At 64.5% G+C, this 20,375-nt stretch carries 15 protein-coding genes and 1 pseudogene; 6 read left to right on the top strand and 10 right to left on the bottom strand.

Annotated features, from left to right (window positions below):
• Positions 1 to 189 precede the first annotated feature (189 nt).
• Entirely contained in the window at positions 190 to 1,524 is a 1,335-nt protein-coding gene (locus HU764_RS02205; RefSeq protein ID WP_186681779.1) for an OprD family outer membrane porin, read from the top strand.
• A 175-nt stretch (positions 1,525 to 1,699) separates the two neighbouring features.
• Positions 1,700 to 3,196 (top strand): sensor domain-containing diguanylate cyclase, encoded by a 1,497-nt coding sequence (locus HU764_RS02200; protein ID WP_186681776.1) that lies wholly within the window; start codon positions 1,700 to 1,702, stop codon positions 3,194 to 3,196.
• On the opposite strand, the gene HU764_RS02195 is transcribed toward HU764_RS02200, so the two are convergent.
• On the bottom strand, positions 3,193 to 3,669 hold the full coding sequence (locus HU764_RS02195; RefSeq protein WP_027595486.1) for a ferritin-like domain-containing protein: 477 nt from the start codon (positions 3,667 to 3,669) through the stop codon (positions 3,193 to 3,195). The genes HU764_RS02200 and HU764_RS02195 overlap by 4 nt on opposite strands.
• Positions 3,670 to 3,869: 200 nt before the next feature.
• On the opposite strand from HU764_RS02195, the gene HU764_RS02190 reads away from it, so the two are divergent.
• Entirely contained in the window at positions 3,870 to 4,091 is a 222-nt protein-coding gene (locus HU764_RS02190; RefSeq protein WP_027595485.1) for a DUF3820 family protein, read from the top strand.
• A gap of 131 nt (positions 4,092 to 4,222) precedes the next feature.
• Here HU764_RS02190 and HU764_RS02185 read toward each other — a convergent pair whose 3' ends face one another.
• From HU764_RS02185 to ptsP, 3 genes are read right to left on the bottom strand one after another with little or no spacing between them, the layout of a single operon-like run.
• Positions 4,223 to 5,962, bottom strand: coding sequence for a PTS fructose-like transporter subunit IIB (locus HU764_RS02185; protein WP_027594420.1), 1,740 nt, complete (start codon positions 5,960 to 5,962; stop codon positions 4,223 to 4,225).
• The gene (gene pfkB, locus HU764_RS02180) at positions 5,959 to 6,906 is read right to left on the bottom strand and encodes a 1-phosphofructokinase (RefSeq protein ID WP_186681771.1); all 948 of its coding nucleotides are present in this window, start codon (positions 6,904 to 6,906) and stop codon (positions 5,959 to 5,961) included. The genes HU764_RS02185 and pfkB overlap by 4 nt, the downstream gene beginning before the upstream one ends.
• Complete coding sequence (ptsP, locus tag HU764_RS02175) at positions 6,906 to 9,758, bottom strand: phosphoenolpyruvate--protein phosphotransferase (RefSeq protein ID WP_186703626.1); 2,853 nt, start codon at positions 9,756 to 9,758, stop codon at positions 6,906 to 6,908. The genes pfkB and ptsP overlap by 1 nt, the downstream gene beginning before the upstream one ends.
• A 277-nt stretch (positions 9,759 to 10,035) precedes the next feature.
• Here ptsP and cra point away from each other — a divergent pair, with 277 nt between their 5' ends.
• Together cra and HU764_RS02165 are read left to right on the top strand one after the other, a co-directional pair.
• Positions 10,036 to 11,031, top strand: a complete 996-nt coding sequence (gene cra, locus HU764_RS02170; protein ID WP_027594423.1) for a catabolite repressor/activator — start codon at positions 10,036 to 10,038, stop codon at positions 11,029 to 11,031.
• 2 nt (positions 11,032 to 11,033) lie between these two features.
• Entirely contained in the window at positions 11,034 to 11,810 is a 777-nt protein-coding gene (locus HU764_RS02165; protein WP_186703625.1) for a TatD family hydrolase, read from the top strand.
• Positions 11,811 to 11,949: 139 nt separating this feature from the next.
• On the opposite strand, the gene HU764_RS28030 is transcribed toward HU764_RS02165, so the two are convergent.
• From HU764_RS28030 to HU764_RS02145, 5 genes and pseudogenes are all read right to left on the bottom strand, one after another.
• Positions 11,950 to 12,654, bottom strand: a complete 705-nt coding sequence (locus HU764_RS28030; protein WP_420876198.1) for a methyl-accepting chemotaxis protein — start codon at positions 12,652 to 12,654, stop codon at positions 11,950 to 11,952.
• Positions 12,655 to 12,807: 153 nt separating this feature from the next.
• Positions 12,808 to 13,011, bottom strand: a pseudogene (locus tag HU764_RS28025) (HAMP domain-containing protein); the annotation flags it as partial.
• A 1,168-nt stretch (positions 13,012 to 14,179) separates the two neighbouring features.
• A complete protein-coding gene (gene ampE, locus HU764_RS02155) occupies positions 14,180 to 15,010 on the bottom strand; it encodes a regulatory signaling modulator protein AmpE (protein WP_186703623.1) in 831 nt (276 codons plus the stop codon).
• Positions 15,007 to 15,573, bottom strand: coding sequence for a 1,6-anhydro-N-acetylmuramyl-L-alanine amidase AmpD (gene ampD / locus HU764_RS02150; protein ID WP_186681763.1), 567 nt, complete (start codon positions 15,571 to 15,573; stop codon positions 15,007 to 15,009). Before ampD ends, ampE begins: the two co-directional genes overlap by 4 nt.
• Positions 15,574 to 15,661: 88 nt before the next feature.
• Positions 15,662 to 17,836 (bottom strand): DUF1631 domain-containing protein, encoded by a 2,175-nt coding sequence (locus HU764_RS02145; RefSeq protein ID WP_186703622.1) that lies wholly within the window; start codon positions 17,834 to 17,836, stop codon positions 15,662 to 15,664.
• Positions 17,837 to 18,077: 241 nt separating this feature from the next.
• On the opposite strand from HU764_RS02145, the gene nadC reads away from it, so the two are divergent.
• Positions 18,078 to 18,926, top strand: coding sequence for a carboxylating nicotinate-nucleotide diphosphorylase (gene nadC / locus HU764_RS02140; RefSeq protein ID WP_186703621.1), 849 nt, complete (start codon positions 18,078 to 18,080; stop codon positions 18,924 to 18,926).
• Between the two features lie 181 nt (positions 18,927 to 19,107).
• Here nadC and trxB read toward each other — a convergent pair whose 3' ends face one another.
• Complete coding sequence (gene trxB / locus HU764_RS02135) at positions 19,108 to 20,070, bottom strand: thioredoxin-disulfide reductase (protein ID WP_027594430.1); 963 nt, start codon at positions 20,068 to 20,070, stop codon at positions 19,108 to 19,110.
• Between the last annotated feature and the right edge of the window lie 305 nt (positions 20,071 to 20,375).

The raw sequence follows: 20,375 nt of genomic DNA, 5'->3' as shown, positions 1-20,375 counted from the left end.
GCTCCCGATTTCCCTTGGCTACGCCATGGGCACCGCTGGTGCCGATATGTTAGCCTTTTAAAGCCGCTGCCAATCAGCGGCTTTTTTTATGTGCTTTAACTATCAGCCCCGCTGTAACGTCCCTAATAAAAAAGTTGCACATTCAAAAATAAAAACTGCCCCACCGTCAGACCAAAGGAGCTAGTACCGGTGCCTTCCGCGTTTCGTTTTACCCCGCTGTTCATTGCATTGACTGCAACGATGCCCACCGCCGCCCAGGCAGATGAAGACAAGGCTGATGGCTTCATCGAAGGTTCTTCATTCAACCTGCATTTTCGCAATGCCTATTTCAACCGCGACAACCACAACGCCGGCGTGCGCGACACCCGCGAGTGGGGCCAGGGCGCGGTTGCACGCTTCGAGTCCGGCTATACCCCGGGCGTGATCGGCGTTGGCGTGGACGCCCATGCCATGCTGGGCCTCAAGCTCGATGGCGGTGGCGGCCATGCCGGCACCAGCATTCTGCCGACGCATGTGAAGGACGACGGCGAACTGGGCGCGGCCCCGCATTCGTTCTCTACCGCAGGCGCAGCGCTCAAGCTCAAAGCGTTTGACACTGAACTCAAGGCCGGTGACCTGTTCCTCACCAACCCAGTGATCGCTGGCGGCGAAACCCGCATGCTGCCGCAGACCTTCCGCGGTGTAAGCCTGACCAACACCAGCGTCGACGGCCTGCTGCTCGAAGGCGGCCAAGTCAGCTTCACCAAGCCGTACAACCAGAGCGGCCACCGCCGCATCGACACCTATTACGGCTCGCTGGACGAACATGACAAGAGCAAGCACCTGAACTGGGCGGGCGCGTCCTGGAGCGGCACGGAAAACATCACCGCCAACCTTTACGCCGCCGAGCTGAAGGACATCTGGAACCAGTACTACGCTGATTTTGACTACACCTACGTGGTCAACGACCTGGTCAGCCTCAACCCGGGCGTGCACTTCTATCACACCCAGGACACCGGCCAGGCCCTGCTGGGCAAGATCGACAACAACACCTACAGCGTACATTTCACCGTCAACGCCGGCTTCCACAGCGTCACGGCCGCCTACCAGCGGGTCAATGGCGATACGCCGTTCGACTACATCAACCTGGGCGACAGCGTGTACCTGGACAACTCGCGCATGTACTCGGACTTCAACGCCCCCAACGAGCGTTCGTGGAAGCTGCAGTACGGCTATGACTTCGCCGGCCTGGGCGTCCCCGGCTTGAGCACGACGCTGTCGTATTCGCGTGGCGAGGCAGACCTGACCAAGGCTGACCAGGGCAACACGCACTACGACTACTACCGCGCCGATGGCAAGAACGCCATGCACTGGGAGCGTGACCTGGATGTGAAGTACGTGTTCCAGGAAGGCGACTTCAAGGACCTTTCGGTGCTGGTGCGTTATGCCGCACACCGTGGCAGCCAGGGTTATGCGTCGATCGACAGCAGCAGTGACAACGATGAACTGCGCGTGATCGTTGATTATCCGCTGAACGTGTTCTGACCCGCTCCTAGTTTCATTGACTTAGCACAGACCCAGTGGGAGCGGGCTTGAAGGCAGGCTTGCGACCACTGTTCTCTGCACCACCACGCGATTCCGTCGGACAAATCTTGTCCGACAATCCCCTCTTCCCTAGAATATCGCCGCCGCGAATGGCCCTGCCTCAGCAGTAGCGAGCATGCTCACCCGATCACCGCGTTTCGCACTCTACAGGTCGCACCCCGAGCTGATCCTCAACCTGGGCAGTTGCCTCGCCGTGCTCGCCATCGTGGCCATCGTCAGCTACCTGCTGGCCCGTGAGCGCGACAGCGTCGAGCTGTCGGCCATCCGTTCTTCCAACAACATCGTCCAGCTGATCGAAAGCGATATCCTGCGCAATGCCGAACTCTACGATCAGTCGTTGCAAGGGCTGATCTGGGCAGTCGGGCGCAAGGAGCTGCCTGAAGTGCCTGGCGTGTTGCGCCAGCGCCTGTTGTTCAATGAAGCCTTCGTCGACCGCAAACGCGGTGACGTACTCTGGCTCGACAAGCAAGGTAACGTGGTGGGCGATTCCACCAGCGCCATACCGCGCCAGGCCAACTTCGCCGACACCGGTGTGTTCAAGGCCCATCAACACAACGCCAACCTCGGCTTGCTGGTCGGCCCGCCGTTCAAGGCCAAGCTGGGCGACCAGGACTGGTGCATCAGTTTCAGCCGGCGCATCCCCGGCCCAGACGGCGAATTCGCCGGCCTGGCAGCGGGTGCCCTGCGCCTCTCGTACTTCAGCGAACTGTTCAAGCGCCTGGACATCGGAGATGACAGCAGCATCAACCTGTTCAATACCGACGGCCAGTTGCTGGCCCGCCAGCCGACCCGCCCGCAAGACCCGCTGATCGGCACCAATTACGCCGAGCGGCCCAACTTCAAGCGCATCCTTGGCGAGCGCAGCGGCAGCTTCACAGCCCTTTCTGCCACCCACGGCACCTCACGCATGTACACCTTCGCCCGGGTCGCCGACCTGCCGCTGATCGTGTTGGTGGCGCACTCGGCCGACGAGGTGTTCCAGTCGTGGCGGCGCACCGCGATTCTGGTCAGCGTGGCCACCGGCGTGCTGTGCATCGGCATCCTCTGGCTAACCTTGCTGCTGGGCCGCGAGCTGCGCCGCCGGCACGAGGCCGAACAAGGCCTGGCCACCCTGGCCGCCACCGACAGCCTGACCGGCCTGGCCAACCGCCGCCGGCTGGACCAGGTGCTGCGCCAGGAGTGGGCACGCGCGCAGCGCAACCACAAACCGTTGGCCGTGCTGATGGTGGATGTGGACCATTTCAAGGCATTCAACCAGCGCCACGGCCACGCGGGTGGTGACCATGCCTTACGCGAAGTGGCGAAGTGCATCGAGGGGTGCATCAGGCGCCCGGCGGACCTGGCGGCACGCTATGGCGGGGAGGAATTTCAGGTGATATTGCCAGAAACCGATCTGGCCGGCGCCACCCTGCTGGCCGAGCGCATTCGGGCCAGCGTCGCGGCCCTGGCGCCCTTTGCCAATGACACCCGTGCCGTCACGGTCAGCATCGGCATCGGCCTCTACGAAGCAAACCCCCAGCACGATCTGGCGAGCGTGCTGGGGGCTGCGGATGAGGCGCTCTACCGGGCCAAGGCCAATGGCCGTAACCGGGTAGAAGGGCCTGGCGACTAGGAGCGGGCGCGGGCGGCGTTACGCAGCGCTTTCACCTGGTCGTGGTTACGTTGCACGCCTTGCAGTTGTTTTTCCACCAGGGTGTAGCTCTGATCGCTGGCGGTACGGCCCAGTTTGACCAGTTTCTCGCGGGCTTCCTTGTAGGCTTTCAGGGCATGGTCCTCGCCCCGCTCGACTTCGTTCAGCACGGCCTCTTCATCCTTGCCGGTGACCATCGCCTTGAGGTTGACCCAACCACGGTGCAGGTCGCCGCTGATGCTGGTGGACGTCTCAGGATCGCCACCCAAGCGGCGCACTTCGCTTTGCAGTTCACCGGCGGCATTGGCGCACTCACCGGCGCGCTGCACGAAGAAGGCTTTCAGCTCTGGGTTCTTGACGTCATCAGCCGACGACTTGAAGCCTTTTTCGCCATCCTTGCTGTATTCGATCAGGTCGTTGAGCACATCAATTACGTCTTTGTTGGGGTTGCTCATTTCACGAACTCCTTGGCAGGTGATAGTCATCTGTAATGGAGCAGCGTTCGTGCCAACCTTAGACATAAAAATAAATCGTTATAAATCAACAAGTTAATCAATTAGAAGAATGTATTCGACGCGGCGTTCTGCATGATTGCCGCTTGGGCCTTCGTGCAGATTGCAGTATGGTCGGCGCTTTTGGACTGCCAGGTGCGTCGATGAAACCGGAAACCCTCGAACTGCTGGTCACCCGGACCATGCCCTTTGGCAAATACCAAGGCCGGATCATCGCCGACCTGCCGGGCGACTACCTGGCCTGGTTCGCGCGCAAAGGCTTCCCTGCCGGAGAACTGGGCGGGTTATTGGCGTTGATGCATGAAGTCGATCACAACGGGCTGATGGACTTGCTAGAGCCGTTGCGGCAAAAGCATCGGCGCTAACAGCGCCTCATTGGGTGCTGTAGGAGCAGCCTCGTGCTGCGAAGAGGCCATTACCGCTCCAGCCTCTCTACAGCCAAACTGGCCTCTTCGCAGCACAAGGCTGCTCCTACACAGTTCGTGACGGGGTGGGGCTAGCCTTTCACCGGCGCGACAGCCAGTTCCACTTGCTCGCTCTTCTTGATCACCGCATACACCACGGCCGTCAGCAAGCTGCCGGCGACGATCGCCAGCAGGTACAGCAACGCATGGTTGATGGCATTGGGGATCAGCAGCACGAACAGGCCACCGTGCGGCGCCATCAGCTTGCAGCCGAAGTACATCGACAGTGCACCGGTCAAGGCACCACCGGCGACACTCGCCGGGATCACCCGTAGCGGGTCCTTGGCGGCAAACGGGATGGCACCTTCAGAGATGAAGCACAGCCCCAGTGCCAACGCGGCCTTGCCCGCCTCGCGTTCACTCTGGGCGAACTTGCGCCGGGCGAGGAAGCTGGCAATGCCCAGGCCGATGGGCGGCACCATGCCAGCGGCCATGGTCGCCGCCATGGGGGCATAGCTCGAAGAGGCCAGCAGGCCCACCGAGAAGGCGTAGGCGGCCTTGTTGATCGGGCCGCCCAGGTCGACACACATCATGCCGCCGAGTACCAACCCCAGCAGGATGGCATTGGTGGTGCCCATACTGTCGAGGAACTGTGTCAGCCCTTCGAGCATGGCCGCCACCGGCTGGCCAACCACGTAGATCATCACCAGGCCCGTGAACAAGCTGGCCAACAGCGGAATGATCAAGATCGGCTTGAGCGCCTCCAGGCTGCTCGGCAAGCGTGCCCAGCGGGCAATGGCCTTGGCGCTGTAGCCGGCGAGAAAACCGGCGATGATGCCGCCGATGAAGCCCGCGCCCAGGGTGCTGGCCAGCAACCCACCAATCATACCGGGCGCCAGGCCCGGGCGGTCGGCGATCGACCAGGCGATGTAGCCGGCCAACAGCGGCACCATCAGTTTGAACGCCGCCTCGCCGCCAATCTGCATCAACGCTGCCGGCAAGGTGCCCGGCTCCTTGTAGGCCTCGATGCCGAACACGAACGACAAGGCGATCAGCAGGCCACCCGCCACGACCATCGGCAGCATGAACGACACCCCGGTGAGCAGGTGCTTGTACACGCCGGTCTTTTCACCCTTACCGGAAGCGGAGGCCGCCGCGGCATCTGCAGCGTTCTCGACCTTGCCTTCAGCCAGGGCCTTGTCCAGGGTGGCGCGTGCCTGCTTGAGGGCGATGCCGGTGCCGCAGCGGTAAATGCGCTTGCCGGCAAACCGTGCGGTGGGCACTTCGATGTCGGCGGCCAGCAGCACCACGTCGGCTTCGGCGATGGCTTGGGCGGACAGCGGGTTGCGTGCCCCCACCGAGCCCTGGGTCTCCACGGTGAGTTGATAGCCCTGCTGCTGCGCGGCCTGCTGCAAGGCTTCGGCAGCCATGAACGTGTGCGCGACGCCGGTCGGGCACGCCGTGACCGCGACAATCCGCACGCCAGCGCCACTCAACGCTGCCGGGCTGTCGGGCGTATCCGCCAACAGCTGGGCGTTGGCCGCCGCCTCGTCGAGGAACCCCTCACGGTCGGCCAGGGCCTGGGACGGCGTGCTCTGGTACACGCGCTTGCCGACGAAGCGGGCCAGGTCGATTGGCCCGGTGCTTACTACCAGTACCCAATCGGCCTCGGCAAGCTGGGCCGCCGTCAGTTGCCGCTCGGGGTGCTCGGCGTCCTGCACCTCGACACGGGTGCTCCAGCCACGGCGCTGCGCGGCTGCCGCCAGCAAGCGCGCGCTCAGCACACTGGACACCTGGCCGTTGGGGCAGGCGGTGACAATGGCAATGTTCATCGGCAACCCTCTTGTTGTTCTGTCAGTTGCACGCCGGCTTCAAGGCGTGCCAGTTGCTCGCGGTCACGTATGCCAAAGCCGACCTGGGTCACGGCCTGGGCGGCAATGGCGGTAGCACGGCTCAAGGTCTGCGCGGGCGCCTCGCCACGCAACAGGCCATCGACCATGCCAGCCACCAGCGAATCCCCCGCGCCCACGGTGCTGGCCACCCGCACCGTGGGCGGCTGGGCATGCAGGGCGAGGTCGCAGGCGAACCAGCTGACGCCGTGCTCGCCGGCCGACACCACCACATGCTCGATGCCGCTGGCCAGCAGCCGCTCGGCAGCCGCGCGTTGCTGTGCTGGGGTTTGTACGGCCAGGCCCAGCACCTCGCCCAATTCCTCGGTGTTGGGCTTGACCAGCCAAGGCGCGCTTTGCAGGCCGACGCGCAAGGCTTCGCCGCTGCTGTCGAGGGCGACCTTGAGGCCCTGAGCTTTGAGTTGCTCGAGCAACTGGCGGAACCATTCGGGGCTGATACCCCGTGGCAGGCTGCCGGCCACCACTACCGCGTCATGCCCTGGGGCGATCTGTTCCAGCTGCCGCAGCAACGCGGTACGGGCGGCTTCATCGACTTCTGGCCCCTGGCCGTTGATATCGGTCACGCGGCCGTCAGCTTCGACCAGCTTGATGTTGCTGCGCGTTTCGCCTGGCACGCGGACAAAACAGTCGGCAAAACCACGCCAGGCGATCAAGGCCTCGAACGGCTGCAGGTTGTCCTGCCCAAGAAAGCCGCCCACGGTGACGCTGTGGCCAAGGTCGGCCAAGACCTGGGCAACGTTCAGCCCTTTGCCCGCCGCATCGCTGTGCTGGGCCTGGCTACGGTTGACGTGCCCCGGGCACAAAGTATCGAGGCTGATGGTGATATCCAGCGCCGGGTTCAGGGTAAGGGTGAGGATCTTGGCCATCAGTAACGCTCCACCAGCGCGCGAACCGCCGCGGCGCTGTCTTGTTGCAAGGCTTCGCGCGCCAGGGCGCGGGCCGTTTGGTGATCGGCCTGGCGCACCAGGGCTTTGACTTCGGCAATGCTGCGGGCGGCGACGCTCAACTCGTCAACATCCAGGCCAAGCAGCACGGCCACCGCCTGGGGGTCGGCGGCCAGCTCACCGCACACGCCCACCCACTTGCCTTCGGCATGGGCAGCGCGCACGGTCATGTCGATCAGGCTCAATACGGCCGGGTGCAGGCCGTCGGCCTGGGCCGACAGGCTCGGGTGGCCACGGTCGATGGCCAGGGTGTATTGGGTCAGGTCGTTGGTGCCGATGCTGAAGAAGTCCACTTCGCGGGCCAACTGCGGCGCCAGCAGGGCTGCCGAGGGCACCTCGACCATGATCCCCAGTTGCAGGTCGGCCACGGGGATTTCCAAACGCAGGCGCTCGACCATGGCCCGCGCTTCACGCCATTCGTGCACCTGGCCGACCATCGGGAACATGATCCGCAGCGGGCGCTGGTCAGCGGCGCGCAGCAAGGCGCGCAACTGGTCTTCCATGACCTGCGGGCGCTGCAACGTCAAACGCACGCCGCGCACACCGAGGAAGGGGTTGTCTTCGGCAGCGATCGGCCAGTACGGCAGCGGCTTGTCGCCGCCGACATCCAGGGTGCGCACCACCAGGGGCCGCCCACCCAGGCCATCGAGCACGCGGCGGTACTCGGCCTCTTGGGTGGCGACGTCGGGTGCCTGGGGGTGGGCCATGAAGATCAGTTCGGTGCGCAGCAGCCCGACACCTTCCGCGCCCTGCTCCACCACCTTGTCGATACCGCTGCTCTCACCGATGTTGGCGAAAACCTCGACCGCATGGCCATCGCGGGTGACTGCCGGTTCATGGCGATGGGCCCAGGCTGCCTGCAAGCGCTGTTCGCGCTGGTCGCGCTCGGCCAGGGCACGCTGCAGCTCGGCGGCCGCTGGCGCAACACTGACCACACCGCGTTGCCCATCGAGCAGCAATGGCGTGCCGGCCTCGAGCAGCAGAATCGCCGCACCGGCGCCGACCACTGCCGGAATGCCCAGGGCGCGGGCGACAATGGCGCTGTGGGCCGTCGCGCCGCCTTGGGCGGTGACGATACCGGCGACCCGGCTCGGGTCCAGCCTGGCCACATCGGAAGGGCCGACCTCGGTCATCACCAGCACATAGGGCTGTTCCGGCTCGACCTGCGCCTGCACCCCGCACAACTGGGCCAGCACGCGCCGGCCGATGTCGCGCAGGTCAGCGGCCCGTTCGGCGAGCAAAGCATCGTGCAGCGACTCTTGCTGCCGGGCAGCCGCCTCGATCACGGCCATCCACGCCGCCGGGGCGCTTTCGCCTTGGGCCAGGCGCTGCTCGACATCATCGGCCAGCGCCGGATCTGCGAGCATCTCTTGGTGGGTGACGAAGATCTCACCGATGGCCTTGTCGCTGCGCTGCACCAAGTTGTGCAGCTCGCTGTTCACCGTTGCCAAGGCCTCGCGCAGCTTGGCCCGTTCCTGGGCGAGGGATTCGCCGCGCAGGGGGTAATCGATGTCGCGCTCGACGCAGACGTGCGCCGGGCCACTGGCAATCCCAGGCGCCGCGCCTACACCCTGGATCCGGCTGCCTGCGGCGGGTGCCTGAAGCACTTCGAGCGGCAGGCTGGCTAGCGGTGCGGAGCTTTGTGGCAGCGGCTCGACGTCCTCGCCCAAGCCCGCTTCGATGGCCGCCAGCAGCGCTGGCAAGGCATCGGCGGCGATGGCCGGTTCGGCAATCAGTTCCAGCTCCTGGCCACGGCGGGCGCCGAGGCTCAGCAGCTTGCTAAGGCTCTTGACCGACACCGCTGGCTGCGCGCTGTCGGTCAGCCGCACACGGATTTCGCCCTCGAAGCCTTTGGCCAGTTGCGCCAGCACCTTGGCCGGGCGGGCATGCAAACCATGGGGGTTGGCCAACAGGATGCGCGCGCTGGGCCAATCCGCCGGCGCCTCACCGCCCAGCACCTGCAGCACCGCACGGCTGCTGGTGGCCTGGTAGAGCATCTGCCCGCGCCCTTCGATCAGCACTTCGCACAAGCGCTCGAGCAAAGCCTGATGAGCGGCGCCGAGGCTGGCCAGGCAGAACAGGCCGTTGAGCGGCTGATCGCGATAGCGCAGCGGTTGCTGCGGGGTGATGAATGCCAGGCCCGGCTGGCGCACCTGGCGCTCGCTGTGCAGCCACCACAGGCCCTCGCCCAGTGGCAAAGGCTCGGCCTGCTGCAGCACGGCGGCAAAGCCACTGTCGACGCAACCGGCGCGCTGCAGCAGGCGCGCACCGCGCCAGGCCAGCTCGTCGAAATCTTCGGCCGGCAGGTTCAAGCTAACCAGTTGCGCATCTAACGCCAACGCCTGTGGCGCGCCTTGCAACAGTTTGAGCAAGGCCTCGGCAGAGCTGGCCCGGCGCAGCGCCTCGGCCAGGTCGGTCTCGCCCAGGGCACGGGTCAGCAATTGCAGCAGGCGCAGGTGTTCATCGGAACGGGCGGCGATGCCGATGGCCAGGTAGACCCTTTGGCCATCGCCCCAGTCCACGCCTTCGGGGAACTGCAGCAAGCGCACACCGGTGGTGTGAACCAGGTCGCGGGTCTGCGGCGTGCCATGCGGGATGGCAATGCCCTGCCCGAGGAAGGTCGAGCCTTGCGCCTCGCGGGCCTGCAGGCCCGCAAGGTAGCCCTCGGCGACCAGGCCGTCGGCCACCAGCTGATCTGCCAGCAGGCGCAAGGCCTCGGCCTTGTCCGCGGCCTTCTGGCCCATGGCTATTTGCCCTGTGGCGAGCTCGAGCATGCCCTTCTCCTTTTGCAGTGCCCAGGTGGGGTACTGAGGTATTGTTGTCGAAAATGGCCAGTTGAACAGCCTTGCGCAGATGGCAGCCGAGGCAGAAAATTTGGCAGCTGAAACGATTAATCTGACCAGGCGGCCACGTTACTCGATAATCTCCCGAGGAAAAAGCCCCATCCTGTCGGACAATTGCGACAATGGTCGTCTGCGCACGAGCGCAGCTCCGGGTCAAACTATCCGGTCTGGCCTTGCAGCCAGCCCCGGTAATAACAAGGAAAATTCGGTGAAACTCAGCGATATCGCCCGTCTGGCCGGTGTGTCCGTGACCACTGCCAGCTACGTCATCAATGGCAAGGCCGAACAGCAGCGCATCAGCAGCAGCACTGTCGAGCGCGTGCGCGCAGTGGTCGAGGCCCATGGCTTCACGCCCAACCCGCAAGCCGCCGGCCTGCGCAGCCGGCATACCCGCACATTGGGCTTCATTCTCCCGGATCTGGAGAACCCCAGCTACGCCCGCATCGCCAAGCAGCTCGAGCAAGGCGCCCGCGCCCGTGGCTATCAGTTGCTGATTGCCAGCAGCGATGACCAGCCGGACAGCGAGCGCCAGCTGCAGCAACTGTTCCGCGCCCGTCGTTGCGATGCCCTGTTCGTCGCCAGCTGCTTGCCTGTGGAAGACGACAGTTACCGTGAGCTGCAAGACAAAGGCCTGCCGGTGATCGCCATCGACCGTCGCCTGGACCCCGCACACTTCTGCTCGGTGATCAGCGATGATCGCGACGCCAGCCGTCAGCTGGCCGCCAGCCTGCTCAGCGCAGCCCCGCGCAGCATCGCCCTGATTGGCGCCCGCCCGGAGCTTTCGGTCAGCCAGGCCCGTGCCGGCGGCTTCGACGAAGCCCTGCAAGGCTATGCGGGTGAAGTGCGCCGATATCAGGGTGAGGCGTTCAGCCGTGAATGCGGTCAGCGCCTGATGCAGCAACTGATCGACGAACAGGGTGGCCTGCCGGATGCCCTGGTAACCACCTCCTACGTGCTGCTGCAGGGCGTGTTCGACACCTTGCAGGCGCGCCCCGCCGACTCGCGCCAGCTGCAGTTGGGCACCTTCGGTGACAACCAGTTGCTCGACTTCTTGCCGCTTCCGGTCAACGCCATGGCCCAACAGCACGGTCTGATCGCCGCCACTGCGCTGGAGCTGGCCCTGGCAGCCATCGAGGAAGAGCGTTACGAGCCCGGCGTGCACGCCATCGGTCGAACCTTCAAGCAACGCATCCCAGCGGCCTGAACATGCGCCTGATCGACACCCACACCCACCTGGACTTCCCCGACTTCGACGCCGACCGCTCGCGCCTGCTGGCCAATGCGGCGGCGCGCGGGGTGGAACGCATGGTGGTGCTGGGGGTGTATCAGGCGAATTTCCAGCGGGTGTGGGACCTGGCCTGCGCCGACACACGTGTGGCTGCTGCCTTGGGCTTGCATCCGGTTTACCTGGGCCAGCATCGCCCAGAGCACCTTGCCCAGCTGCGCGACTGGCTGGAGCGCCTGCGCGGCGACCCGCGCCTGTGCGCCGTGGGTGAGTTCGGGTTGGATTACTACCTGGAAGCATTGGACAAGGATCGCCAGCAGGCGCTGTTTGAAGCACAACTGCAGATGGCTTGCGATCTCGAGCTGCCGGCCTTGCTGCATGTGCGCCGTAGCCATGCCCAGGTCATCGCCACGCTCAAGCGCTACAAGCCGGCCCGGGCTGGGGTCATCCATGCCTTTGCAGGCAGCTATGAAGAGGCGCGCGAGTACATCAAGCTTGGTTTCCGCCTGGGGCTTGGCGGGGCGGCTACCTGGCCGCAGGCAGTGCGCTTGCGCAAGACCCTTGCCCGGCTGCCGCTGGAAAGCGTAGTGCTGGAGACCGACGCGCCAGACATGGCCCCGGTGATGTACCCCGGGCAGCGTAATAGCCCGGAGCACCTGCCGGAGATTGCCGCAGCGCTGGCTGAGGTGATCGGCATAGAGGTGGACGTGTTGGCTGACGCCAGCAGCAAGAATGCCTGTGAGTTATTTGGCTGGTAGCTGACTGCGGTGGCCTGCACCGGCGCTATTCAGCTGTAGGAGCAGCCTTGCGCTGCGAAGAGGCCATTACCGCCACAGCCTCTCTACAGCCAAACCGGCCTCTTCGCAGCACAAGGCTGCTCCTACAGAGATAGCCTCATTAAACCCTGAACGCCCCAATCAACCGTTTCAACTCCACCACCTGAGCTGACAATGCCCGGCTAGCCTCCTCGGTCAGGCAGGCTCCTTGGGTGGTGTCCTGCGCGGCACTGTTGATCGCCACGATGTTCTGGTCGATGTCATGCGCCACGGCGGTCTGCTGCTCCACGGCAGCGGCAATCTGCTGGTTCTGCTCGACGATACTGCCCACCGCACCCAAAATATTGCCCAACGCCTGCTGCACCCGGCGCGTTTCATCGACGGTGCCAGCGGCCATCTGGTGGCTGCTGCCCATGGCATTAACCGCCGCTGCGACCCCCTCCTGCAAACGCTGGATCATCTGTGCGATCTCTGCAGTCGAGTCCTGGGTGCGCCTGGCCAAGGTGCGCACCTCATCGGCAACCACCGCGAAGCCTCGGCCTTGCTCCCCGGCGCGCGCTGCCTCGATCGCGGCGTTGAGTGCCAGCAGGTTGGTCTGCTCGGCAATGCTGCGGATCACTTCAAGCACCCGCCCGATGGCCTGGCTGTCACTGGCTAGCTGATTGATGGCCCCCACGCTCTGGTCGATCTCGGCAGCCAGCCGGTCGATGCTGCCTTGCTGGCGTTGCACCAGGTCACGGCCACTGGCGCTTTCCTGGTTGACCTGTTGCGCGCCATCGGCAGCCAGAGCCGCACTGCGTGCGACCTCTTGGGCAGTGGCGCTCATCTGGTTCATGGCCGTGGCCACTTGCTCGATTTGCTCACGCTGGCCGCTGACCGCCTGGTTGCTCCGCACTGACACCGCCAACACTTGGCTGGCCTGTTCTTCGACGGCCACCACGGTGCGGCCAACCTGGTCGATCAGGCCACGGATACGCTGCACGGTGTCGCTGAAACCTTGCCCCAGCTCGCCCAACTCGTCGCGGCTGCGGGCCTGGAAGCTGACCGTCATGTCGCCGTTGGCGACCTTGCCCATCGCCCTGCCGAGCTGGCGCAGGGTCGCCCGGGTCGAGACGTAGAACCCGCTGTACAGGTACACAATTAGCGCGAACACACCAGCCAGCACCGCCACCAGGCCAATCATGCGCCACTGTTGCTCGCCCAGCCGGTTTTGTAGTTGCCCCTGCAGGTGCATGAGAATGGCCTCGTTGAGGCGGTAGGTGTGCTCCATCAGCTCATGGGTTTGCTGATAGAACGCAGGCCAGGGCGCATCCAAGGTCTCGGCCACCACCACCTGCGCTTCGAATAACGCAGCGGCCTGCCTGACCGTCGCCTGGCTGGCCTGGGCGCTGCTGGCCAGGGCCGCGTTGGCCGCGGGGTCACTGCCCAGGGCGTCCTCCAAACGCAGTGCGTAGTCGGTGGCCAGGCGCTCGAGGCGCTGCAGCAAATCTTCGAAGCGCGCGCTGCCGGACGAATCCATGAAGCCACGCCCCAGGGCAATGGCCCCCATCGCCTGCCCGTCCGCCAGGGCCTGGGTCACCTGCGCCGTCGCCACACCAAGCAGGTCGTTCAGTTGCCGCACGGAGGTTTGGCTGTCCTGGCTCAGGCCAGATTGGCTGGCCACCAGGCGGGTCAGCACCTGGGCCTGGGCGAGCAAGGCGTCGAACAACGCCGTTTTGTTCTGCAGCGAGGACTCTTCGCGGGCGCGGGCAAAGGCATCGGCCAAGTCCTCGCGTTTGGCTTCCAGCTGCGGGTCGTCGCTATGCAGTGCCTGGAGATGCTCCTGCACGTTGCCCTGCAACGCAGCGATACGCGATTCGACATCACCGGCCTGGCCCGACTGGCCGATCACGGCATTGATCTGCAGGAGGCTGCCCAAGCTTTCGAAGCCTGCGCGCAGGGCCAGGCTTTCGCGCAGGGGGGCGATGCCCTGCAGCTCGGCGCGGGTGGCCTGAAACTGCTGGTACGCATCGCGTACCAGGTAGCCGCTGATGACCAGCATGGGCAGGAAAAACAGGACGCTGACAAGGCTGAACTTCTGACCGAAGCTCAGCCGGTTCATCAGTGCGATGGCCGGATAAAGCAGACGCTTCACGGGGCACCTCCTTGGATTCTTATTGTTCTACGGGGTAGCACAGTGCCACGTGTATACCGCAGATCGAATCGGAGGTTTGTAACTTATGGTTAAGCCCCGGTAGGAGCAGCCTTGTGCTGCGAAGAGGCCAGTAGCATCCCGAAGATTCAGGGGTGGTGCTACTGGCCTCTTCGCAGCACAAGGCTGCTCCTACAGGGCGCGTGTTACGGCGGTGAGGTCAGACCAGCACCGTCCACAACGCAAACGCGGCGTACCACAGCACCGCGCAGCGCAGCAGCAATTCCCAAAGGCTGTCCAGCCGGCTTAGGCCACGCTGGCTGTCTTCTTCCTCGGGGATATCGTCGGCAATGCGCCCAACCCTGGCCACCAGGTGGCCGGCGCTGATGTGCCAGTTAAGGAGCTCGTGGAGCATCACGCGGGTCACCGCGACGAAGTTGCCGACCAGCGCGAAGCTCAAGGCCATCACCCGCACCGGCAGCCAGTCCATGATGTGCCGCAGTTGCTCGGCACGCGCCTTGAGCGCGGGCTGCTTGCTGTGCTCGCCGCACAGCGCCAGCAGGCGATAGGCCAAGGCAGCGCCTGGGCCGAGCACGAAATACCAGAAGATCACGGCGAAGAAGCTCTGGTAGGCCTGCCACAGCAGGTAACCCTGCACGCGCACCAGCAGGCTGTGAGGCTCGTCGGCCACCAGGCCCAGGTCACGCTCGGCCACGTGCAGGGCGGCCTGATCGTCACCCCGCCGCCAGGCATCGCGAAACGGCCCCAGCGCCGCTTTCGCATCGCCGCGGCCCAGGCTGTAGATCAACACCAGCAGGTGCACCGGCAATGCCAGCAGGCCATAGGCGACGGGCTCCAGCACATGCAGCAGCAGGGCCAGCACCGCTACCGGCGCCAGCACCAGAATGGCCAACGTCCACCACGGCTGCACCTTGCCGCTGCGCTCCAGGCGCACCAGTTCACCGACGAAAAAACCATCGCGCTGTATTCGATGGCGCAGTGCCGAGAATTTCTCGACCCACAGCGCCAGCAGCAAAACCAGAAAACTCATGAGTTGTCCTCGTTATCCTTCACGGTTTGGCGATAACGGCCCCAGTCGAAAGCCGGGCCTGGGTCGGTCTTGCGTACCGGTGCTATGTCGCTGTGGCCCTGAATGCGCTCAAGGCTGATGACCGGCCAGGCGTCGCGGATCTGCCGAGTCAGCTGCGCCAGCGTGGCGTACTGGGCATCGGTGTATGGCAGGTCGTCAGTGCCTTCGAGTTCGATGCCGATGGAGAAGTCGTTGCAGCCCTCGCGCCCGTCGAAGCACGAGACACCGGCATGCCAGGCGCGGTCGAGCAACGACACGAACTGGGTGACGGCGCCATCGCGCTCGACGAACAGGTGCGCCGAAACCGTCAGGTGGCAGATGCTCTGGAAATAGGGATGTTCATGGGCGTCCAGGCGGTTCTGGAAGAATGCCTGAACCTTGCCGGTGCCGAAACACGCCGGCGGCAAGCTGATGTTGTGAATCACCAGCAGGGAGATCGACTCGCCCTCGGGGCGCGCGTTGAAGTTGGGCGACGGGCAGTGGGTGATTCCGTGGAACCAGCCGGTGGCACGGTCCAATTGCATGGGGCAGATCCTGAAAAAACGCCGGGTACAGGGCAGCAGTATGCCCTGCGTCCGCGGCCGTTTGCATGTGAATCATTGTAATGATGACTCAATGGACCTGCTGTTGCCGCAGCCCTTCGAGCACCGACTCCAGCGCCCGCTCGAACAGCGCGCCGTCATCGAGCACCCGCACCTCTCCCCGGTGCAGCGCCTGGGCGAGGCTGCCGCTGTTCCACTCACGCACTTTCATGCCCGTGCGATTGGCGAATACCAGCCGATCGTTGCTGTCGATGCGTGCCACCAGCTTGCAGCGCAATGGGTCCTCTTCATCGAACACCTCGACCCAGCTGCCGATACGCAGGCGCTGCACCTGGCGCAATGCCGAGGCATTGCCGTCGACAAGGTGCAGGGGGGCGCAGGCGGGCTCTTCGGCAAGGGCCAGCACAATGTCCTCGTCCACCAGCACCTCGTCCAGCACGGGCGGGCCATCGGCCCTGTGCCCTTCGGACGCCGAGCAGGCGCGCAGGTGCAATTGCTCAAGCTGCTGGAAGAAGTCACGGGTGGCGGTGGAGTCCAGCGCCACGCCTGCCAGGCCTTCGCGCAAGGCCTTGAGCAGGCCAGGCACCTGTTGCAGCAGTTGCTGACAGGCCTGCGGGTCGTGGTGCGGGGCGATACTGGCGAGCAGCGTGTCCAGGGTGGCCAGGCCGTTGCGCCATGCCTCGGACCCTTCGCCCTGCTTGAGCCACGCCAGCAGCAGCACCTGGCTCCAGCCCTGCACCAGCATCTGCACCACCACGTGCGGCAGCACCCGCCCGCGCAGACGCTGGTTGAGCACCTGCTGCACCTGCTGGCGGGCCTGCAGGGTACGCGCCCGGCCCTCTTCGGCGTCGCGGGTACGCTGTTCGAGTAACTCGTTGCGGCGCCGCTCGTCCTGGCTGAAGGCGAGAAACTCGTCGAGCAGTTCAGCGAACAGGCAGGCGTCATCGGTGAAGTCGTTGAGCAGACGCTGAACGATACGTTCCACCCGTACATGCAAACTGTCGCGCAGGCCTTCGGCGCTGCTCTGCCAACCGATCGCGGCACCCGCGATCTCGTTGAGCAAGCGCCGAGCCGGGTGGCTGGCGCGGCTGAACAGCCCCTTGTCGAGCAGCGCGACCTTGAGCAGCGGGATGTGCAAACGCGCGATCAATGCCCGTAGGCTGGCGGGTAAGTTGTCGTCGTTGTGGATGAAATCGAACAGCAGGCCGATCAGGTTGATCATGTCTTCATCGGCCGTGGCGATGCGCCGACGCGTGCCACTGCGCACACTGACGCGCAACAACAGTTGTTCCAGCTGCTGGCCTAGCGCGAAGTCATCCGCCGCCTGCGTGGCGGGCACATAGTGCTGCAGGTGCGAAAGCAGGCGCAGCAGGTCGGCGGTGCTGATCGGCTGGGCAGCAGCCACCCGCTGCAAACGCGGCGCGATTTGCCCACGCGCGGGGGCCAGAAGCGTTTGCAGTGAAGCAAAATACGCTTGCCCGGCACTGTCCGCACCCAGCGCCCCTTGCGCCTCCAGGCTGGACGGCAGGCGCCCGGCGCTCAGGCACCGATCCTCGGCGCGCCGACGTGGCGCAGGCTGCAGCTCGGGCAGCACACCGGCCGCGGCCAGCAACTGGTTAGCCTCTGCGTAGAGCACCTCCACATCACGCAACACGTAGCGTTCAAACAGCTTCAAGAGGATCAGCTTGACCCGCAGCCCGACCCCTAGGTTGCGGCCCGCTTCGAGGAAATAGCCGCACAGCGCAGCGGGGCCCACGGGGTTTTGCTGCTCGCCCACCGGGCGATCGAGCAATGCCTGCAAGCGCAAACCCAGTTGCTGCAGGGCAAGGCCGTCTCGCGAGAGCACCCGCGCGACCATGCCGTCGATGGCGGATGCACGCTCGCGCTGCGCCTTGTTGCCTGAACCCTGCGCTTCACCCAGGCCGCCCAGAGGGTCTGCCCGGCCGAGGCTGGCGAAGGTGTGATGGAAGGTGTCGAGAAAACCGCGCTCGATGCTCTTGCGCTTCAGGCGCACGTCGCGCATCGCTTCGAAATACAGGCTCTGGTCGCAGCGCTCAGCGGCCTTGTCGGCCATCTCGAAGAGGGTGACGTCGGTGTTGTCGAACAAGGCCTGCAGGCCTTGGCGCAATTGCAGCGCGGCCTTGTCGCGCACTTGCAGGAGCAATACCGGAAGGCAAGGCAGAGGCGTGCGCGCCCCTCGGTCGATGGCTGCCGCCAGGGGCACCACCTTGCCTTCTTTATGCATCCCTAACTCCTTGCAGGCTTGCTTGCCCCACGGGCAACGAATCGTCAAAGCTATGACGCCAAATACTGGTCACTATTATCGGCAAAAAAACGAACAGCTGCCAGCGCCGTTTCGCTTGCTGGGAAATGACCCTGTATTCGGCCAGATGCTCAGACGGGCCGACCAAAGGTCACCGGCCATGGCCCTGTACACACCGCTCCCCTGCCCTATAATCGCGGGCATCTAGCTTGTGGAGCCGACCATGCCGAACCTACGCCTCGCCGACCTGACCGCTGAAATCGAAGCCAACGTGCGCCGTGCACTGTTGGAGGACATCGGCAGTGGCGATATCACCGCGCAGTTGATCCCGGCCGAACGCCTGGCCAAGGCGACCATCATTACCCGCGAGGACTGCGTGATCGCTGGCACCGCCTGGGTCGACGCCGTGTTCCGCCAGCTCGACCCGCGGGTGGCGGTGCACTGGCAAGTGGCCGATGGCGACCGCGCGCTGGCCAACCAGCCGCTGTTCCACCTGGAAGGCCCGGCACGCTCGCTGCTCAGCGGTGAGCGCAGCGCGCTCAACTTCCTGCAGATGCTGTCGGGCGTCGCCACGCGCGCACGCTTTCTGGCCGACTTGGTCGCAGGTACCCACGTACGCCTGCTAGACACCCGCAAGACCCTTCCCGGCCTGCGCCTGGCACAGAAATACGCGGTCACCTGTGGCGGTTGCGACAACCACCGCATCGGCCTTTACGATGCCTTCCTGATCAAGGAAAACCACATCGCCGCCAGCGGTGGCGTGGCCGAGGCAGTGGCGGCAGCGCACCGCATCGCCCCTGGCAAGCCGGTGGAAATCGAGGTGGAGAGCCTGGATGAACTGCGCCAAGCCCTGAATGCGGGTGCGGATATCGTCATGCTCGACGAGCTGACCCTGGACGAAATGCGCGAAGCGGTGCACATCACTGCGGGCAAGGCCAAACTCGAGGCCAGCGGCGGCGTTAACGAGAGCACCTTGCGGGTGATTGCCGAGACCGGCGTCGACTACATCTCCATTGGTGCCATGACCAAGGATGTGAAGGCCGTAGACCTTTCGATGCGTTTGAGCCTCTGAGAGGACGCGGTGCCTGTACCGCCCTCTTCGCGGGTAAACCCGCTCCCACAGGATCACCGCAGGCTTGAGTGATGTGCGCCCCCTGTGGGAGCGGGTTTACCCGCGAAGAGGCCCGCACAGGCGCAGCAGATCTCAGGCATAAAAAAACCGGCCAGATGGCCGGTTTTTTTTCGGGCGTGGATCAGAACGCGGCGTTGGCCAGGCCGTCCAGGTAGCGCTCGACGTCCAATGCGGCCATGCAGCCTGCACCGGCCGAGGTAATGGCCTGACGGTAAACGTGGTCGGCCACGTCGCCCGCAGCGAACACACCTTCGACGTTGGTGGCAGTGGCGTTGCCTTCGCGGCCGCCGTTGACCACCAGGTAGCCGTCCTTGAGGGTCAACTGGCCTTCGAACAGCGAGGTGTTCGGGGTGTGGCCAATGGCGATGAACACGCCGTCGACCTTGATTTCTTCGCTGCTGCCATCGTTATTCTTCAGGCGCGCACCGGTCACGCCCATGTTGTCACCCAGCACTTCGTCCAGGGTGGCATTGAGCTTGAGCTCGATCTTGCCTTCGGCCACACGGGCGTTCAGCTTGTCGACCAGGATCTTCTCGGCGCGGAAGGTCTCGCGGCGGTGAACCAGGGTCACTTTGCTGGCGATGTTGGCCAGGTACAGGGCCTCTTCAACGGCAGTGTTGCCGCCGCCGACGACTGCTACCGGCTTGTTGCGGTAGAAGAAGCCGTCACAGGTAGCGCAGGCCGAAACGCCCTTGCCCATGAAGGTTTCTTCCGACGGCAGGCCCAGGTAACGAGCGCTGGCGCCGGTGGCAACGATCAGTGCGTCGCAGGTGTAGGTGCCACTGTCACCCTGGAGGGTGAACGGCTTGTTGGCCAGGTCGACAGCGTTGATGTGGTCGAAGACGATCTCGGTCTCGAAGCGCTCGGCGTGCTCTTGCATGCGCTGCATCAGGGCTGGGCCGGTCAGGCCATGGGGGTCGCCCGGCCAGTTGTCGACTTCGGTGGTGGTGGTCAGCTGGCCACCGGCCTGCATGCCAGTGATCAGCAGCGGCTTGAGGTTGGCACGGGCGGCATAGACTGCGGCGCTGTAACCGGCAGGGCCGGAACCGAGGATGATGACGCGCGAATGACGTACTTCAGACATGTCGAACTCCTGTCGAGCCGGCCGCACGGGGCCAGCATCGGTGTGCCGGCGGTGCCAGCTGGAATTTAAAAAGGACCCACGCAACCTTGGGGAAGGCTACAACGCGTCGATCCAAAACCTAAAAGTTGAGCGCACTGTAGCGAGGTCGCAAAGATTAAGGAAATATCCTTCGACAATCCACCTCATAGGCATCGTCTATCCAGCAATTTCATTCACGAAAATCGCCCTGACGCTTTTGTTACAGCCGGTTTCGCCAACATCGCCCGCCTTTCGTCGGCGCGACAAACTCGGTAAGGTCAGCGCGT

This window comes from Pseudomonas kermanshahensis, assembly GCF_014269205.2.
In the GTDB taxonomy this organism is placed as follows: Bacteria; Pseudomonadota; Gammaproteobacteria; order Pseudomonadales; family Pseudomonadaceae; genus Aquipseudomonas; species Aquipseudomonas kermanshahensis.
Note: the sequence above shows the minus strand (reverse complement) of the source record. Positions and strands in the feature narration are given on the sequence as shown.

Excerpts from the sequence above, each read along its gene's own strand:
- HU764_RS02200 (WP_186681776.1), top strand. The coding sequence starts at position 1,700 with ATGCTCACCCGATCACCGCGTTTCGCACTCTACAGGTCGCACCCCGAG.
- HU764_RS02195 (WP_027595486.1), bottom strand. The coding sequence starts at position 3,669 with ATGAGCAACCCCAACAAAGACGTAATTGATGTGCTCAACGACCTGATC.
- HU764_RS02190 (WP_027595485.1), top strand. The coding sequence starts at position 3,870 with ATGAAACCGGAAACCCTCGAACTGCTGGTCACCCGGACCATGCCCTTT.
- HU764_RS02185 (WP_027594420.1), bottom strand. The coding sequence starts at position 5,962 with ATGAACATTGCCATTGTCACCGCCTGCCCCAACGGCCAGGTGTCCAGT.
- pfkB (WP_186681771.1), bottom strand. The coding sequence starts at position 6,906 with ATGGCCAAGATCCTCACCCTTACCCTGAACCCGGCGCTGGATATCACC.
- ptsP (WP_186703626.1), bottom strand. The coding sequence starts at position 9,758 with ATGCTCGAGCTCGCCACAGGGCAAATAGCCATGGGCCAGAAGGCCGCG.
- HU764_RS02165 (WP_186703625.1), top strand. The coding sequence starts at position 11,034 with ATGCGCCTGATCGACACCCACACCCACCTGGACTTCCCCGACTTCGAC.
- HU764_RS28030 (WP_420876198.1), bottom strand. The coding sequence starts at position 12,654 with ATGAGCGCCACTGCCCAAGAGGTCGCACGCAGTGCGGCTCTGGCTGCC.
- ampE (WP_186703623.1), bottom strand. The coding sequence starts at position 15,010 with ATGAGTTTTCTGGTTTTGCTGCTGGCGCTGTGGGTCGAGAAATTCTCG.
- ampD (WP_186681763.1), bottom strand. The coding sequence starts at position 15,573 with ATGCAATTGGACCGTGCCACCGGCTGGTTCCACGGAATCACCCACTGC.
- HU764_RS02145 (WP_186703622.1), bottom strand. The coding sequence starts at position 17,836 with ATGCATAAAGAAGGCAAGGTGGTGCCCCTGGCGGCAGCCATCGACCGA.
- nadC (WP_186703621.1), top strand. The coding sequence starts at position 18,078 with ATGCCGAACCTACGCCTCGCCGACCTGACCGCTGAAATCGAAGCCAAC.
- trxB (WP_027594430.1), bottom strand. The coding sequence starts at position 20,070 with ATGTCTGAAGTACGTCATTCGCGCGTCATCATCCTCGGTTCCGGCCCT.